This is a genomic window from Allosphingosinicella sp. (assembly GCF_035626655.1).
Classification (GTDB): Bacteria; Pseudomonadota; Alphaproteobacteria; order Sphingomonadales; family Sphingomonadaceae; genus Allosphingosinicella.
Window position 1 is genome coordinate 1 of the sequence record NZ_DASPNF010000020.1, and the last position, 14,981, is coordinate 14,981.

The window sequence follows — 14,981 nt, forward strand, 5'->3', positions numbered from 1 at the left end:
GAGGCCGCCCATGCCGCCCCCGCCGCCGAACATGGCCGCGAGTTTGCCGAGCCCCCCCATCTTCCTGATCTTCTTCATCGCGGTGGACATTTCCTGGTGCATCTTCAGCAGGCGGTTCACCTCCTGCACCGTCGTGCCCGAGCCCTTGGCCACGCGAATCTTGCGCTTCGCGTTGAGCAGGTCCGGCTTCAGCCGCTCCTTCGGCGTCATCGAGCCGATGATCGCGTCGAGCCGGCCGAGCACATTGCCCTCCAGTACGCCCGACTCGTTCACCTGGTTCTTGATCTTGTTCATGCCGGGCAGCATCGAGGCGAGCGCGCCGAGCCCGCCCATCTTCTGCATCTGGCGGAGCTGGTTCCTGAGGTCGTTGAGGTCGAACTGGCCCTTCGCCATCTTCCTGGCGAGCGCCTCGGCCTCCTCGGCCTGGATCGTCTCCTGCGCGCGCTCGACCAGGCTGACCACGTCGCCCATGCCGAGGATGCGGCCGCCGACCCGCTCCGGATGGAAAGGCTCGAGCTTGTCGATCGCCTCGCCCGTGCCGGCGAACTTGATCGGCTTGCCGGTGACCGCGCGCATCGAGAGCGCGGCGCCGCCGCGGGCGTCGCCGTCCATGCGGGTGAGGATCACGCCGGTCAGCTCGATCTGGTCGGTGAAGCTCTTGGCGACGTTGACCGCGTCCTGGCCGGTCATCGAATCCGCGACGAGCAGGACCTCGTTCGGGGCGGAGGCGGAGGCCACCGCCTTCATCTCGTCCATCAGCGCCTGGTCGACATGGAGCCGGCCCGCCGTGTCGAGCATCAGCACGTCATAGCCCTGCAGCTTCGCCGCGTTGAGCGCGCGCTTTGCGATCTCGACCGGCTGCTGGCCGGGGACGATCGGCAAGGTCGCGACCTCGGCCTGGCGGCCGAGCACGGCGAGCTGCTCCTGCGCGGCCGGGCGGGCGACGTCGAGCGAGGCCATCAGGACCTTCTTGCGGTCCTTCTCGGTCAGGCGTTTGGCGAGCTTGGCGGTGGTCGTGGTCTTGCCCGAGCCCTGCAGGCCGACCATCATGATGACAGCGGGCGGCGTGACCTCGAGCTGGAGGTCCGCCTGCTCGGCGCCGAGCATCTCGACCAGCGCGTCATGGACGATCTTGACGACCTGCTGGCCCGGCGTGACCGAACGCAGCACCTGCTGGCCGACGGCCTGCTCGGTCGCCCGGTCGACGAACTCGCGGACGACGGGGAGCGCGACGTCGGCCTCGAGCAAGGCGATGCGCACCTCGCGCATGGCCTCGCGCACGTCGCCCTCGCTCAGCGCACCGCGGCCGCGCAGCCGGTCGAAGACGCCGCTCAGACGATCGCTCAGGCTCTCGAACATTCACTTCTCCACATCGGTCCGACGGGGCGGGCGCCAAGCAAAAAACGCCGGCGGGCGAAACCTCGCCGGCCAGCGTGCGTCATCGACGCGTCGACACTCACCCGTCATCGGGATGGCGGGCACATAGGGGGAAAGGCCGGCGAAGGCAAGCATTCGCGCTACCCGAAGGTGGACTGAATGCCCTCCCCTCCCTAGATGCACCGGCGATGGCGCAGCCTTTCATCAAGATGCACGGGCTCGGCAACGACTTCGTGATCCTCGACGCCCGCCGGGGCGCGGTGGCGATGGATGCCGCGCGCGCCCGGGCGATCGCCGACCGGCGGACCGGCGTCGGCTGCGACCAGGTGATCCTGCTGGAGCCCTCCGACGTCGCCGATCTTCGTATGCGGATCTGGAACGCCGACGGCAGCGAAGTGGAAGCCTGCGGCAATGCGACGCGCTGCGTGGTGAAGCTGGAGGGCGGCAGCACCACGATCGAGACCAAAGGCGGCCTGCTGAAAGGCGACCCCGAGGGGATCGACATGGGCGCCCCGAAATTCGGCTGGGAGGAAATCCCGCTCGCCTATGCGATGGACACGGCCGCCATGCCCGTGGGCTGGGAGGAATTGCAGGAGCCCGCGGCGGTCAATGTCGGCAATCCCCACGTCGTCTTCTTCGTGCCCGAGGCGGACGCGGTCTCGCTCGCCGGGCTCGGGCGGATCATCGAGCACGACCCGCTCTTCCCGGAGCGGGTGAACGTCAACGTCGCCTCGGTGGCGGACAATGCGATCCACCTCAACGTCTGGGAGCGCGGCGCCGGCCTCACCCGGGCCTGCGGCACCGGCGCCTGCGCCACGGCGGTGGCGGCGATCCGGCGCAGGCTGGTGACGAGCCCGGTCGACGTGCACCTGCCCGGCGGCACCCTCACCATCGCCTGGGAACCGGGCGGGACCATCCGGATGAGCGGGCCCGCCGCCTTCGTCTTCTCGGGCGAGATGGACCTGTGAGCGGTCCGGAGGTCATCACCCTCGGCTGCCGGCTGAACATGGCCGAGAGCGAGGCCATGCGGGCGCTTGCCGGAGCGGAAGACGATCTGATCATCGTCAACAGCTGCGCGGTCACCAACGAGGCCGTGCGCCAGACCCGCCAGGCCATCCGCCGCGCCAAGCGCGCCCGGCCGGAGGCGCGGGTGATTGTGACCGGCTGCGCCGCGCAGGTGGAGCCGGAGGAATTCGCGCGGATGCCCGAGGTGAGCCGGGTGCTGGGGAACCGCGAGAAGTTCGATTTCCGCGCCTTCCTGCCGGAGGCGCCGGACCTGGCAGTTTCCAACATCATGGCGGTCCGCGAGACGGCGCCGCACCTGCTCACCGGCTTCGCCGAGCGGTCGCGGGCCTTTGTCGAGGTGCAGAATGGCTGCGACCATCGCTGCACCTTCTGCATCATCCCCTATGGCCGCGGGAACAGCCGCTCGGTGCCGGCCGGGCTGGTGGTGGAGCGGATCAGGGCGCTGGTCGGCGAGGGCTTCAACGAGGTCGTGCTGACCGGCGTCGACGTCACCTCCTACGGCCCGGACCTGCCCGGCAGCCCGAGCCTCGGCCAGCTGATCGAGCGCATCCTGACGCATGTCCCGGAGCTGCCGCGCCTGCGCCTCTCCTCGCTCGACTGTATCGAGCTGGACGAGCGGCTGTTCGCGCTGGCCACGGAGGAGCCACGCTTCATGCCGCACCTCCATATGAGCTTCCAGGCCGGCGACGACATGGTGCTGAAGCGGATGAAGCGGCGTCATTCGCGCGCGGACGCGGTCGGGACGGTCGCGCGGCTGAAGGCGAAGAGGCCGGAGATCGCGATCGGCGCCGACCTGATCGCAGGCTTCCCGACCGAGACGGACGAAATGGCCGAAAATTCGCTGCGCCTCGTCGAGGAATGCGACATCGTCATGGGCCACATCTTCCCCTTCTCGCCGAAGCGTGGCACCCCGGCGGCGCGCATGCCCCGGGTTTCTCCCGGGGTGGCGAAGGAACGGGCCCGGAAGCTCCGGGAGGCCTGCGCGCGGCGGAAGGAAATTTGGCTAGAAGGCTTGGTAGGGACGAGGCAGAAGATTTTGCTTGAGAAAGACAATTTTGGTCACGCTGAGAATTTCGCCCCCGTGCGACTCCGTCATGCCAGCGAAGGCTGGCATCCAGGCGCAGTCAGCATGGACCCCAGCCTGCGCTGGGGTGACGGGGAAATCGTCGACGTAAAAGTCACGGGCATGGAAGAAGGCACTCTCGTCGGGGTGCCTGCATGAGCGAGTCCTCCTGGCTGGAGCGCATGCGCGCCGGCTTCCGCAAGACCTCGGACCGGCTCGGCGACAATCTCTCCGGCCTGTTCACCAAAGCGAGCCTGGACGCGCAGACGCTGGACGAGATCGAGGAGGCGCTGATCGCCTCCGATCTCGGCCCGACCACCGCCGCGAAAGTCCGCGAGCGGCTGGCCGGGGAACGATTCGAGAAGGGCCTGACCGAGGCCGCGGTCCGCGCCGTCGTCGCCGAGGAGCTGGAGAAGATCCTGCAGCCCGTCGCCGAGCCGCTCGAGATCGACGCCTTCCCGCGCCCGCAGGTGATCCTCGTCGTCGGCGTGAACGGCTCGGGCAAGACCACGACCATCGCCAAGCTCGCCCATCTCTTCGAGGAGCAGGATTATTCGGTCCTGCTCGCCGCCGGCGACACCTTCCGCGCCGCCGCGATCGAGCAACTGAAGATCTGGGCGGACCGGGCGAACGTGCCGATCATCGCCGGCCCCGAAGGCTCGGACAGCTCGGCGATCGTCTATGACGGCGTCAAGAAGGCGACCGCCGAGGGCATCGACGTGCTGATCGTCGACACGGCCGGCCGCCTGCAGAACAAGAAGGACCTGATGGACGAGCTGGCCAAGATCCGGCGCGTGCTCGGCCGCCTCAATGCGGCGGCGCCGCATGACGTGGTGCTCGTGCTCGACGCGACGACGGGGCAGAACGCCCTCTCCCAGATCGAGGTGTTCCGCGAGGTGGCGGGCGTCACCGGCCTGGTGATGACCAAGCTGGACGGCACCGCGCGCGGCGGCGTGCTGGTCGCTGCGGCGGAAAAATACGGCCTCCCGATCCACGCCATCGGCGTCGGCGAGGGGATGGACGACCTGCGCCCGTTCGATCCCGCCCTCGCCGCGCGCGCCATTGCCGGAGCCGCGGCATGACCGGTGCCGCCACGCAGACCCGCAAGCCCGGCCTCGGCGGCACCCTGCTGATCGATTACGGGCCGCTGCTGCTCTTCTTCCTGACCAACTTCCTCGCCCCGGTCCCGCAGGAGCAGCGCATCTACTGGGCGACCGGCGTCTTCATGGTGGCGATGATCGCGGCCATGGCCTTCTCGGTCGCGCGCTACCGCAAGATCTCGCCGATGCTCTGGTTCTCGGGCGTCATGGTGGTGATCTTCGGCGGGCTCACGCTCTGGCTGCAGAACGAGACCTTCATCAAGATCAAGCCGACCATCTATTATCTGACCGTGGCGGGCCTGCTCTTCTTCGGCCTCTACACCGGCCGCAACTTCCTGAAGATCGTGCTCGGCACCGCCTATCCGGGCTTGCGCGAGCGCGGCTGGACGTTGCTGACCCGCAACTGGATCGCCTATTTCCTCGCCATGGCGGTGATCAACGAGATCGTCTGGCGGATGACCAGCACCGACACCTGGGTCGCGTTCAAGCTCTGGTTCTTCATCCCGGCGACCTTCCTGTTCGCCGCCGCCAACGTCCCCATGCTGCTGCGTCACGGGCTCGGCGACGAGAAGCCCGCCGGGACGCCGGACCTGCCGCCCGAATGAGCGCGGTCCTCACCATCAAGGGTTTGACCAAGACCTACGCCACCGGCGTGGAGGCGCTGAAGCCCGTCGACCTGGAGATCGAGAAGGGCGAGATCTTCGCCCTGCTCGGCCCCAACGGCGCCGGCAAGACGACGATGATCTCGATCGTCTGCGGCATCGTCACCGCGAGCAGCGGCAGCGTCACCGTCGCCGGCTTCGACATCGGCCGCGACTATAAGGAGACGCGCCGCCGGATCGGGCTTGTGCCGCAGGAGCTGACCACCGACGCCTTCGAGACGGTCTGGGCGACGGTCAATTTCTCGCGCGGCCTGTTCGGCTATCCGCCCGATCCCAGGCATATCGAGAAGGTCCTGCGCGACCTCTCCCTCTGGGAGAAGAAGGACGCGAAGATCATGGAGCTTTCGGGCGGCATGAAGCGCCGGGTGATGATCGCCAAGGCGCTCTCCCACGAACCCGAGATCCTCTTCCTCGACGAGCCGACCGCCGGCGTCGACGTCGAATTGCGCCGCGACATGTGGGAGCTGGTCCGCCACCTGCGCGAGAACGGCGTCACCATCATCCTCACCACCCATTATATCGAGGAAGCCGAGGAGATGGCCGACCGGGTGGGCGTGATCCGCAAGGGCGAATTGATCCTGGTCGAGGAGAAGAAGGCTTTGATGCGCAAGCTCGGCCGCAAGGAGCTGACCCTCAATCTCTCCGACGTGATGGAGACGGTCCCGCCCGAGCTCGCCGAATGGAATCTCGTCCTGCAGGCCGAGGGCCATGAATTGCTCTACACGTTCGACGCCAATGCCGAGCGGACCGGGGTCCCCTCCCTGCTCCGGCGGATGAGCGACCTCGGCATCGGCTTCAAGGACCTGCACACCAGGCAGAGCTCGCTCGAGGAGATTTTCGTCAGCCTCGTCCACCAGCAGCGAGAAGAGGCGGCGAACGCATGAGCGGGCTGATCAACCGCCACGCCGTCTGGGCGATCTACAAGTTCGAGATGTCGCGGGCGATCCGCACCATCTGGCAGAGCCTGGTCACGCCGGTCATCACCACCTCGCTCTATTTCATCGTGTTCGGCGCGGCGATCGGCGGCTCGATCCAGCCCGGCGCCACCGGCAACGTGCCCTATGGTGCCTTCATCGTGCCCGGGCTGATCATGCTCTCGCTCTTCACGCAGAGCATCTTCAACGCCAGCTTCGGCATCTTCTTCCCGAAGTTCACCGGGACGATCTACGAATTGCTCTCGGCGCCGGTCTCGCCGTTCGAGACGGTGATCGGCTATGTCGGCGCGGCGGCGACCAAGTCGATCGTGCTCGGGCTGGTGATCCTCGCCACGGCCGCCTTCTTCGTGCCGATCCAGATCCTCCACCCCTTCTGGATGGCCGCCTTCCTCATCCTGATCGCGACGACCTTCTGCCTGTTCGGCTTCATCATCGGCATCTGGGGCCAGAATTTCGAGCAGATTCAGTTCATCCCGATGCTGATCGTGACGCCCCTCACCTTCCTCGGCGGCGCCTTCTATTCGGTGACCATGCTGCCCGAGCCGTGGCAGACGATCACCCACTTCAACCCGGTCGTCTATCTGATCGAGGGCTTCCGCTGGAGCTTCTACGGCACCACCGACATCGGCGTGGGCGTCAGCCTGGCTGCGACGCTCGGCTTCTTCTTCGTCTGCCTCGGCATCGTCTGGTGGATCTTCCGGACTGGCTACCGCCTGAAGACCTGATAGAAGGAAAGCAACGCTCCGAGAGGGCCGAGACGATGAGATTTCTTCATCCGCTCCCGTGGCTTTGCGCCTCCTTCTGCCTCGCGATGCCGCTCGCCGCGCAGCAGTCATCCCCGCCGCCGCCCAGTGAGGAGGGTCAGTCGGTCACCGTCACCGGCGAGCGGGAGGCGACGGAGGCAGAGCGGCGGCGCGAGGCGTCGCGTTTCTTCGATACGCATGCGGTCAGGACCCGGATCGGCCAGCTGGCGCGCTGGCACCGGCCGATCTGCGTGCGCACCGGCGGCCTGCCGCCCGCGCTCGGCGCCCGCGTCGCCACCAGGATCATGGACATTGCCGACGGCCTCGGCATCCCCACCAACCGCGCCGAACGCTGCGCGCCGAACGTGCGTATCGGCTTCACCGCCGAGCCGGAGGCGATGATGGCGCGGGCGGTGCGGCGCAATCCGCAGGTGATCGGCTTCCATTATGTCGCGCGGCGCGAGGAGACGATGCGCATCCGCCAGCCGGTCCAGGCCTGGTACGTGACCTCAACCATGGCGCCGCTCGGCTCGGGGCGAATGGATCCGGAAGGCTACCGGCCCGAGGTGGTTGATCAGGCGGGGGTTCGCGCCCCCGGCGGCGCGGCCGGCAGCCGGCTCGGCAACGGGATCGCCAGCGGGCTTACCCATGTGCTGATCCTCGCCGACACGCGCATCGTCGCCGGTGCGGAGGCCGACGCCATCGCCGAGCTGCTGGCCTATCTCGCCTTCGCGCAGACGCCGGTCGCGGAAGGCTGCGACGCGACCGACACCATTCTCAACCTGATGAACCCTGCCTGCCCGCCGGAGCGCCGCCCGACCGCGCTGACGCGGCAGGACATCGCCTGGCTGCGCGCGCTCTACAGCGTCGATCCGACCTGGGGACCTCAGCAGCAGCGCGGCACCGTCGTGCTGAACATGGCGGACAGGCTGGGCGACGGCGAGCGCTAGGCGAAGGCCTCGCTCGCCGCCTCCTGGTCGGCGCGGCCAACGCCGTCGCCGTCGAGGTTTTGGGCCACGAACTCCCAGTTGATCACATTGCCGAGCACGCTCTCGGCGAAGCGCGGCCGCTCGTTGCGATAGTCGATATAATAGGCATGCTCCCACACATCGAGCGTGAGCAAAGGCTTCATCCCTTCGTGGACCACGGGCGTGTCGGCGTCGTGCAGCGAGGTGATCTTCAGCTCGTCGCGGTCCAGGATCAGCCACGCCCAGCCGTTGGAGAAATGGCCGACCGCTTCCTCCTTGAGCCTGGCGAGCATCGGGTCGATCCCGCCAAAGGCGCTCGCGATCAGCTGCGCGAGCCTGCCCTCCGGCGTCTGCCCCTCGGGCGGGGCGAGGCACTGCCAGAAGAAGCTGTGATTCCAGTGCTGGGCGGCATTGTTGAAGACGGCCTTGTCGCCGTCGGCCCTAGCCTGGCGGATGATGTCGGTCAGCGACCCGCGCAACCCCTTTTCGGCGACGAAGCCGTTGAGCTTGTCGACGTAGGCCTTGTGATGCTTGCCGTGATGATAATCGAACGTCTCGGCGGACATGTACTGGCCCAGCGCATCCTTGGCGAAGGGCAGATCAGGAAGGGTGAAACTCATCGGGAAACGATCTCCTGCGCGGGCCCTTTGCCCGCGCAGGGCCAACCGTCGGGGAGCCGGATCGTTCCCGTAATTACTGGCTCACCACCCGGAAGCGGGAGAGGTCCTCGCGCGGCTGCCGCCATTCGGGATCGATCCTGCTCGCCGCCGTATAGTCGCGATAGGCCGCGCTCAGATTGCCGAGCGTCTCGTTCGCGACGGCGCGGCCATAATGGGCCAGCGCCGGCCGGGTCGTGTTGCGCTCGAGCGCGATGGTGAACAGGTTCATCGCCTCGCCCGCATTCTCCCGCCGCAGCAGGGCCGCGCCCTTGTTGAGATAGGCTTCGGGCTGGTTGGGATCGAGCTCGATCGCCCGGTCGAAGTCCGTGATCGCCGCGTCGATCTGCCCGCGGCGAAGGCGCAGGATGCCGCGATTGACGTGGGTCGCCACCACTTCATAGGCGGACAGGCTGTCGCGGGTCAGCGCATCGTCGCAGCGGCGCAGGTCCCGCGCCATCGGCAGCATCGGGCTGTCCGCAGCGAGGAAGCACATCCTGGCGTCGGTATTGCCGAGTATCATGACGGAAGCCGACGCGGGTGCGGTGAAGGCACCGGCACAGGCGGCAAGACCGGCGGCGGCACCGAGCAGATAGAAGCGGTTGATCATGATCGACTCCCTCCAAGACAGCCCACCAGGGCCGCCCCGTCCTCGTCGGGCGTCAAGCAGCGACCGATCGGTCGCAACCCGGGGAGCAGCCCGATCCTTGTGTACGCCATTTGTCCCGCGAGCGGGCCAGTTTTTCGACGAAACGCTTTGACGCGCCTGACGGAGGGGGTCCAGGGTCGGGTCCGGGATGGCGATTATTGGGAAAGATGCGCGCCCGCGAGCCAGGCGCGGGCCGCCTCCAGCCGGCCGATTTCCCGCCGGGCCATCGCCCCGACCAGCCGTGAATCGGCGCGGGTGCCGCGCTCGAGCACGGCGATCCGGCCGTCCAGATCCGCCGCGGCCGCCGCCTGCGCCTTCAGCGCGGCCCAGCGCACGCGCTCGCTCGGATGGGAGGCGGCGAAGCTGCGGAGCAGGTCCTCGCCCTCCTCGCCGCCATAATGGGCGGCCAGGCCGAGCATCGGCTCGAGCGAGGTCCGGGTCATGATCCCGGCGATGGTCGAGCCCTCCAGGTCGAACTGGTACTGATCGCGGAACACGCTGCTGTGCGAGGCTTCCAGGATGTTGAGGCTGACCGACATGGCGTCGGCCGGCAGCTGCAGGTGGATGTCCCTGTGGGCGCGGTAGAGCATCACCTTGCCCTGCTCCAGCCGCGCCTTCTCGACGAAGCGCAGGTTCACCGGCTCGCCCGGATAGCCGACCACCTGGCCATAGTCATATTCGTAATAGTCGCTCCAGTAGCCGGGCCCCAGATAGCCGACGGTGAGGAACGAGAAATTATGGTCGTGCGGCACGCCGTAGAAGAACGGGTCCGGGCCCGAATGGCGCACGATGCTGTCCTTCATGGCGGGCCAGAAATTGGCGCGCAGCACGAAGTTCGACCGCGGATGGGCGTGGAGCAGCACGACCTGCGCGGAATATTGATTGTCCTTGAGCTGGCCGGCGCAGCGCTGCTTCAGTTCCGTCATCATCATCTCGGCCAGGAAGCGGCGGTTGTTGGCGAGCTTGCGGAGCTGGGTCCCCCAGGAGGCGAAATTCTCCTCGTCGTCGCTGTCGAAGCCGCCCGTCTCCAGGGCCTCGACCAGTTCGGCCAGCTCCCAGCTCTCCTCGGTCGGGCAATCGATCACGCGCGGCACTGGGCATTCTCCGGCGCGGGCTCGTCCGCGAAGAACAGGTCGAGGGTCTGGCGGGCGGCGGCCCGGACCTCGGGATGGGGATCGGCCCCGGCCATGCGCGCCAAATGCGGATGCGCAGCCTCGGCGTCGAGCGCGAGCAATTCGCGCATCACGTGCCAGCGCGTGTAGAAATGCGGGCTGGCGAGGGCCTCGACGATCAGGGGCGCGGCATCCTCGCGCTCCATCGTCCTGAGCAGCGAGACCATCATCTGGATGCGCGAGGCGGTCTCGTCGGTGCTGCTCGCGCCGACGAAGGCCAGGGTCTTGCTGTCATATTCGGCCGAGAGCGGCGCCGCCTCCGGCCGGACCATGGCGTGGAAATAGAGGATGTCGGAGGCGGCATGCTCGATCACGAAGCTCTGGCAGCGGCCGTCGAGCACGATCTCCTCGCCGTCCGCGATCCGGCGCCGCTCGACGAAGCGGCAGCTGCCCGCCCTGGCGGCGACGAAATTCACGTCGATCGGCGGCGCCTCCCAGAAGGAGAGCGTCGCACCGCCCGCCTTCACGAAGCGGAACAGGCCGGTAATGCCGGTGAAGCTGATCGATGACGCACCACGCGGGCCGGCCTTCTTGGCGGCGAGCATGTCCGCGCCGGAGACGCCCAGCGAGATCGAAAGGTCGCGGTGGTGAAAAAGCAGCAGCCCGGCCTGGACGTCGCTCGACACCGGGTGGAGCGGCGGCCGGAAAAAGGGATCCGCCCGGCTGCCGGCGAGCATATCCTGGAGCAGGGCGGCAATGTCCGCCTCGCGGTCGATGAAGGCGCGGGCGGCATCGAGGACGGCGGCGGCGCTGCGTTCGGGCAGCGCCGCCAGCCGCGTCTCGAGATCGGTCATCAACGAATGGCGGGCCCAGGTCAGGGACACCGCATCGACCGCATCGCGCGAGCGCTGCTGCGCGTCGCGATCGGCCAGCCAGGCGGCAAGCGCTGCGCCGGCAATCATCGCATCAACCCTTCCCCCGCATGGCTGCGGAGTCGTCCATCGGGACTCTGGCTTAGGCCCTGCGCTGCGGATGTGAAAGGGACGGAGACGCTGCTACGTCTCCGCCCCTCGCCAAGCGCAGTTCAGGGTCCGAAGCTCTCAGATCCCGATGATGATCGCGATGACCACGCCCAGGCACAGAGGTCCACCGACCTCCTTCTGCTTGACCGAGCCGTGCATGCCGACGCTGGTGTTGAGCTCCGGAATGGCGGCGATATCGATCTTCTTCTTCATCATCGTTCCCCTCTGAAACTTGTCGACCCCCGACAAAGGAGGAAAGGCCTGGGCACCTACGGTTCGGCCAAAAACCGCCGGCGGCTTGGGCGCTTCCGTCGCGACCGGGCAAAAAATAAGCCCGCGACCCTCCGGAAGCCCGCACGGGACCATGCCCATACCTTTCCGTCTGCTTTAGTCCCGCCACATTCGTAAACATGTCGGTAACCCTAAAAATATTTTTACTTTTCTTGGAACCAGTTGAATCCAGACAGAAATTTTATGCGCTTGAGCCGAAGGAGAGACTGGGGCAGGCAACAGGGATGGACAGAAGCGCGCAGAACAGCGGCAGCGGCGCCGTTCGGCCCGGCCAGGGCTTCGACAGCGGGGCGCTGGAGACCTGGCTCCGGGACCATGTCGCCGACTATGCGGGTCCGCTGACGGTCGAGCAGTTCCGGGGCGGCCAGTCCAACCCGACCTACAAGCTCATCACCCCCGGCCGGGCCTATGTGATGCGGCGCAAGCCGGCGGGTAAATTGCTGCCCGGCGCACATGCGATTGAACGTGAATATCGCGTCATAACCGCTTTGGGAAACCAAGGTTTTCCGGTCGCAAGGAGTTACGGCCTGTGCGAAGATGAGAGCGTCATCGGCACACCCTTTTACGTGATGGAGATGGTCGAGGGCCGGATCTTCTGGAACACCGCCTTCCCGGAGCTGCCGGCCGCCGACCGGCCAGCTTATTTCGACGCGATGAATGCGACCCTGGCGGCCCTCCACCGGATCGATCCGGAGGCGGCCGGGCTCGGCGATTATGGCAAGCCCGGCAATTATTTCGCGCGCCAGATCGCCCGCTGGTCGAAGCAATATGAAAGCGACGTCGAGGCCGGGCGGGTCGCGGCGATGGACCGGCTCGTGGAATGGCTGCCCGCCAATCTGCCGCCGGACGAGCCGCAGCCGCGCGTCATCCATGGCGACTTTCGCTGCGACAACATGATCTTCCACGCCACGGAGCCGCGCGTGCTGGCGGTGCTCGACTGGGAGCTGTCGACGCTCGGCCATCCGCTCGCCGACTTCACCTATCATCTGATGATGTACCGGATGCCCGAAGGCATCACCACCGGCCTCGCCGGGCTCGACCTCGCCGCACTGAACATCCCGGGCGAGGAAGATTATGTCGACGCCTATTGCCGGCGCACCAACCGCGACGGCATTCCCGACCTCGATTTCTACATGGCCTTCAACCTCTTCCGGCTCGCGGGCATCGTCCACGGCATCAAAGGCCGCATCGTCCGCGGCACCGCCGCCTCCGCCCATGCCGCCGCCACCGCCGCGACGCTCGAGCCGCTCGCCGAGCTGGGCTGGGCGCAGGCGGTGCGGGCCGGGGCGGCATAAGGGTGCGTGGGTCCCGGCCTTCGCCGGGATGACTCGATGTGGCTTTCGCTTTATCCCTCCCCGCAAGCAGGCGGGGGAGGCGAATGGCTGCGGCGGGCACCAGGCTGAAGCGGGCGATCGCGCAGATCGGCGCGATCCGCCTCGTCCTCGTCCTGCTCTTTCTTGCCGGCGGCCTCTACCTCGCCCGCTATTCCTGGCAGCTCCCGCTCGCCGGCGACGCCGAGCGCGGGCTGTACGACTGGCGCTTCTACCGCTCCGCCGAACGCGTGCTGGAGAATGATCCGCGCATCACGCTCGTCACCTATAATGACGACACGCTCGCAGAGCTGCAGAAACGCTCCCCGCTCGACCGGCGCCTGCTTGCGCAGGCCCTGCGCGCGCTCGACGCGCAGCGTCCCCGGGCGATCGCCATCGACATCCTGATCGACCAGACGCAGCAGGAAGATGCGGAGCTGCTCCAGGTCCTCCGCCAGATGCGCACGCCGGTCTTCCTTGCCTATGCGTCGAGCGAGCGGAACCCGGACCAGATCAGCTTCGAACAGGAGCAATTCCTGCGCGGCTTCCTGCGCCAGGCGGCGCCCGGGCCGGTTCGCCCGACCAGCATTCGCCAGGAAACCGACGCCGACAGCGTCGTGCGGCGATGGCCCTCGGCGCGAGAGGGCTTGCCGCCGCTCATGGCCAACGCTTTGACCGCGGCGCATCCCGCGTTCCAGACCTACACGCGCAGCATCGATTTCCGGCTGCCGGGCTCGGACGAGGTGCCGGTCTTCACCAATTTCCCGATCCAGCTCGTGCGGGATGCGGGCGAGGGCCTGCGCTCGCAGATCGAGGGCCGCTACATCCTCATCGGCGGCGATATCAACGACCTGGACGATTATTCGACGCCGATGACCCGCTTCACGGACCGCCGGATGAAGGGGCTGGAGGTCCACGCGCAGATGCTTGCGCAGCAGCTCGACGGCCGGATGCCGGCCGCGATTCCGGTCTGGGTGCTCTGGCTGGCGGCGTTCGTCGCCGTCGCCGCGGGCGGCCTCACCGGCTTCTTCGATCCGCGCGGCTGGAAGCTCGCGCTTGCGCTTGCCGTGCAGGCGGCGATCCTCGCCTGGCTTCCGTTCCAGCTCCAGGCCATGCGGGTCGACACGATCGACCTGCCGGCCTTCGGCTGGGTCGGCGGCTGGCTGCTTGCCTTTATCGGCGTCGGCACCGCCGCCCGCGCCATCGGCTCAGAGCAAAGGCGCTTCGCTCAGTCCGCGCTCGGCAAGTATCTCCCGCCGGACGTCGCGAAGGAGATCATGCGCAATCCCGAGCAGCTTGCCCTGCACGGCGAGCAGACCGAGATCTACGCCCTGTTCACCGACCTGGAGGGCTTCACCAAGCTCAGCCACGCGATCACGCCGGAGACCTTGTCGAAGCTGCTCAACAATTATCTCGACGTGATGAGCGACATCGTCCTCAAACATGGCGGGACGCTCGACAAGTTCGTCGGCGATGCGCTCGTCACCTTCTGGGGGGCGCCGATCGCCCGGGCGGACGACCCCGACCGGGCGGTGCGTGCGGGCCGCGCCATGTACGAAGCTGGCGAGGCCTTCCGCGGCAAGGCGCGCGAGATTGCCGGCGAGGACATTCCACCGATCGGCGTCACCCGCGTCGGCCTGCATCGGGGCGAGGCGGTGGTCGGCAATTTCGGCGGCGAGGGCCGGATTCAGTACACGGCCCTCGGCGACGCGATGAACACGGCCGCGCGGCTGGAATCGGCCAACAAGGCGCTGAAGACGACCATGCTGGTCAGCGACGAGGCGAAGCGGGAGAGCAGCCTCGATTTTTTCCGGCCGATGGGCCGGATCGTGCTGTCCGGCCGGGCGACGCCGGTCATGGTCTGGGAGCCGGCGCCCGATCTCGAGCCCGCTTTTGTCGCTCAACTCAACGACGTCTGGGCACGCTTCGACGCAGGCGACAGAGAGGCGCTCGTTCAGCTTGAGGCAATCGCCGCCGACCATAAGGAGGATGCGGCGCTGCAATATTTCGTCTATAGATGCCGCGAAGTCGGTTCTGGAGGTCACTTTGTCCTGGGGTCCAAATAGC

The 14,981-nt window shown here is 67.3% G+C and carries 15 protein-coding genes; 9 read left to right on the forward strand and 6 right to left on the reverse strand.

Going from position 1 to position 14,981, the window contains the following annotated elements; genetic code table 11:
* A partial coding sequence (gene ffh, locus VEC11_RS15690) for a signal recognition particle protein (protein WP_464133820.1) occupies window positions 1-1,359 on the reverse strand: 1,359 nt, incomplete at its 3' end.
* 206 nt (window positions 1,360-1,565) lie between these two features.
* Here ffh and dapF point away from each other — a divergent pair.
* The 7 genes from dapF to VEC11_RS15725 are packed head-to-tail and all read left to right on the forward strand — an operon-like array spanning window position 1,566 to window position 7,856.
* Window positions 1,566-2,345: a diaminopimelate epimerase gene (gene dapF / locus VEC11_RS15695; RefSeq protein WP_464133823.1), complete on the forward strand. Its 780-nt coding sequence runs from the start codon at window positions 1,566-1,568 to the stop codon at window positions 2,343-2,345.
* Window positions 2,342-3,625, forward strand: coding sequence for a tRNA (N(6)-L-threonylcarbamoyladenosine(37)-C(2))-methylthiotransferase MtaB (mtaB, locus tag VEC11_RS15700; protein WP_464133827.1), 1,284 nt, complete (start codon window positions 2,342-2,344; stop codon window positions 3,623-3,625). Before dapF ends, mtaB begins: the two co-directional genes overlap by 4 nt.
* Window positions 3,622-4,548, forward strand: coding sequence for a signal recognition particle-docking protein FtsY (gene ftsY / locus VEC11_RS15705; RefSeq protein WP_464133833.1), 927 nt, complete (start codon window positions 3,622-3,624; stop codon window positions 4,546-4,548). Before mtaB ends, ftsY begins: the two co-directional genes overlap by 4 nt.
* The gene (locus tag VEC11_RS15710) at window positions 4,545-5,171 is read left to right on the forward strand and encodes an inner membrane-spanning protein YciB (protein WP_464133839.1); all 627 of its coding nucleotides are present in this window, start codon (window positions 4,545-4,547) and stop codon (window positions 5,169-5,171) included. Before ftsY ends, VEC11_RS15710 begins: the two co-directional genes overlap by 4 nt.
* Entirely contained in the window at window positions 5,168-6,112 is a 945-nt protein-coding gene (locus VEC11_RS15715) for an ABC transporter ATP-binding protein (protein WP_464133842.1), read from the forward strand. Before VEC11_RS15710 ends, VEC11_RS15715 begins: the two co-directional genes overlap by 4 nt.
* On the forward strand, window positions 6,109-6,888 hold the full coding sequence (locus tag VEC11_RS15720) for an ABC transporter permease (RefSeq protein WP_464133846.1): 780 nt from the start codon (window positions 6,109-6,111) through the stop codon (window positions 6,886-6,888). Before VEC11_RS15715 ends, VEC11_RS15720 begins: the two co-directional genes overlap by 4 nt.
* A 35-nt stretch (window positions 6,889-6,923) precedes the next feature.
* Window positions 6,924-7,856: a hypothetical protein gene (locus VEC11_RS15725; protein WP_464133852.1), complete on the forward strand. Its 933-nt coding sequence runs from the start codon at window positions 6,924-6,926 to the stop codon at window positions 7,854-7,856.
* Here the strand turns inward: VEC11_RS15725 and VEC11_RS15730 are convergent.
* The 5 genes from VEC11_RS15730 to VEC11_RS15750 form a co-directional block, all read right to left on the reverse strand.
* On the reverse strand, window positions 7,853-8,494 hold the full coding sequence (locus VEC11_RS15730) for a superoxide dismutase (protein WP_464133856.1): 642 nt from the start codon (window positions 8,492-8,494) through the stop codon (window positions 7,853-7,855). The genes VEC11_RS15725 and VEC11_RS15730 overlap by 4 nt on opposite strands.
* Before the next feature lie 73 nt (window positions 8,495-8,567).
* Window positions 8,568-9,140, reverse strand: coding sequence for a tetratricopeptide repeat protein (locus VEC11_RS15735; protein WP_464133860.1), 573 nt, complete (start codon window positions 9,138-9,140; stop codon window positions 8,568-8,570).
* Window positions 9,141-9,334: 194 nt separating this feature from the next.
* Window positions 9,335-10,273: a transposase gene (locus tag VEC11_RS15740; RefSeq protein WP_464133863.1), complete on the reverse strand. Its 939-nt coding sequence runs from the start codon at window positions 10,271-10,273 to the stop codon at window positions 9,335-9,337.
* The gene (locus tag VEC11_RS15745; protein ID WP_464133867.1) at window positions 10,261-11,253 is read right to left on the reverse strand and encodes a HEAT repeat domain-containing protein; all 993 of its coding nucleotides are present in this window, start codon (window positions 11,251-11,253) and stop codon (window positions 10,261-10,263) included. The genes VEC11_RS15740 and VEC11_RS15745 overlap by 13 nt, the downstream gene beginning before the upstream one ends.
* 138 nt (window positions 11,254-11,391) lie before the next feature.
* Window positions 11,392-11,526 carry a hypothetical protein gene (locus VEC11_RS15750; RefSeq protein WP_464133869.1) on the reverse strand — a complete coding sequence of 45 codons (135 nt, stop codon included), beginning with the start codon at window positions 11,524-11,526 and terminating at the stop codon, window positions 11,392-11,394.
* Window positions 11,527-11,828: 302 nt separating this feature from the next.
* On the opposite strand from VEC11_RS15750, the gene VEC11_RS15755 reads away from it, so the two are divergent.
* Together VEC11_RS15755 and VEC11_RS15760 are read left to right on the forward strand one after the other, a co-directional pair.
* Entirely contained in the window at window positions 11,829-12,899 is a 1,071-nt protein-coding gene (locus VEC11_RS15755) for a phosphotransferase family protein (protein WP_464133873.1), read from the forward strand.
* Between the two features lie 83 nt (window positions 12,900-12,982).
* On the forward strand, window positions 12,983-14,980 hold the full coding sequence (locus tag VEC11_RS15760; protein ID WP_464133876.1) for a CHASE2 domain-containing protein: 1,998 nt from the start codon (window positions 12,983-12,985) through the stop codon (window positions 14,978-14,980).
* Window position 14,981 lies beyond the last annotated feature (1 nt).

What these genes read in the sequence shown, in the direction of transcription:
- dapF (WP_464133823.1), top strand. Translation starts at nt 1,566, where the DNA reads ATGGCGCAGCCTTTCATCAAGATGCACGGGCTCGGCAACGACTTCGTG.
- ftsY (WP_464133833.1), top strand. Translation starts at nt 3,622, where the DNA reads ATGAGCGAGTCCTCCTGGCTGGAGCGCATGCGCGCCGGCTTCCGCAAG.
- VEC11_RS15710 (WP_464133839.1), top strand. Translation starts at nt 4,545, where the DNA reads ATGACCGGTGCCGCCACGCAGACCCGCAAGCCCGGCCTCGGCGGCACC.
- VEC11_RS15715 (WP_464133842.1), top strand. Translation starts at nt 5,168, where the DNA reads ATGAGCGCGGTCCTCACCATCAAGGGTTTGACCAAGACCTACGCCACC.
- VEC11_RS15720 (WP_464133846.1), top strand. Translation starts at nt 6,109, where the DNA reads ATGAGCGGGCTGATCAACCGCCACGCCGTCTGGGCGATCTACAAGTTC.
- VEC11_RS15725 (WP_464133852.1), top strand. Translation starts at nt 6,924, where the DNA reads ATGAGATTTCTTCATCCGCTCCCGTGGCTTTGCGCCTCCTTCTGCCTC.
- VEC11_RS15730 (WP_464133856.1), bottom strand. Translation starts at nt 8,494, where the DNA reads ATGAGTTTCACCCTTCCTGATCTGCCCTTCGCCAAGGATGCGCTGGGC.
- VEC11_RS15735 (WP_464133860.1), bottom strand. Translation starts at nt 9,140, where the DNA reads ATGATCAACCGCTTCTATCTGCTCGGTGCCGCCGCCGGTCTTGCCGCC.
- VEC11_RS15745 (WP_464133867.1), bottom strand. Translation starts at nt 11,253, where the DNA reads ATGATTGCCGGCGCAGCGCTTGCCGCCTGGCTGGCCGATCGCGACGCG.
- VEC11_RS15750 (WP_464133869.1), bottom strand. Translation starts at nt 11,526, where the DNA reads ATGAAGAAGAAGATCGATATCGCCGCCATTCCGGAGCTCAACACCAGC.
- VEC11_RS15755 (WP_464133873.1), top strand. Translation starts at nt 11,829, where the DNA reads ATGGACAGAAGCGCGCAGAACAGCGGCAGCGGCGCCGTTCGGCCCGGC.
- VEC11_RS15760 (WP_464133876.1), top strand. Translation starts at nt 12,983, where the DNA reads ATGGCTGCGGCGGGCACCAGGCTGAAGCGGGCGATCGCGCAGATCGGC.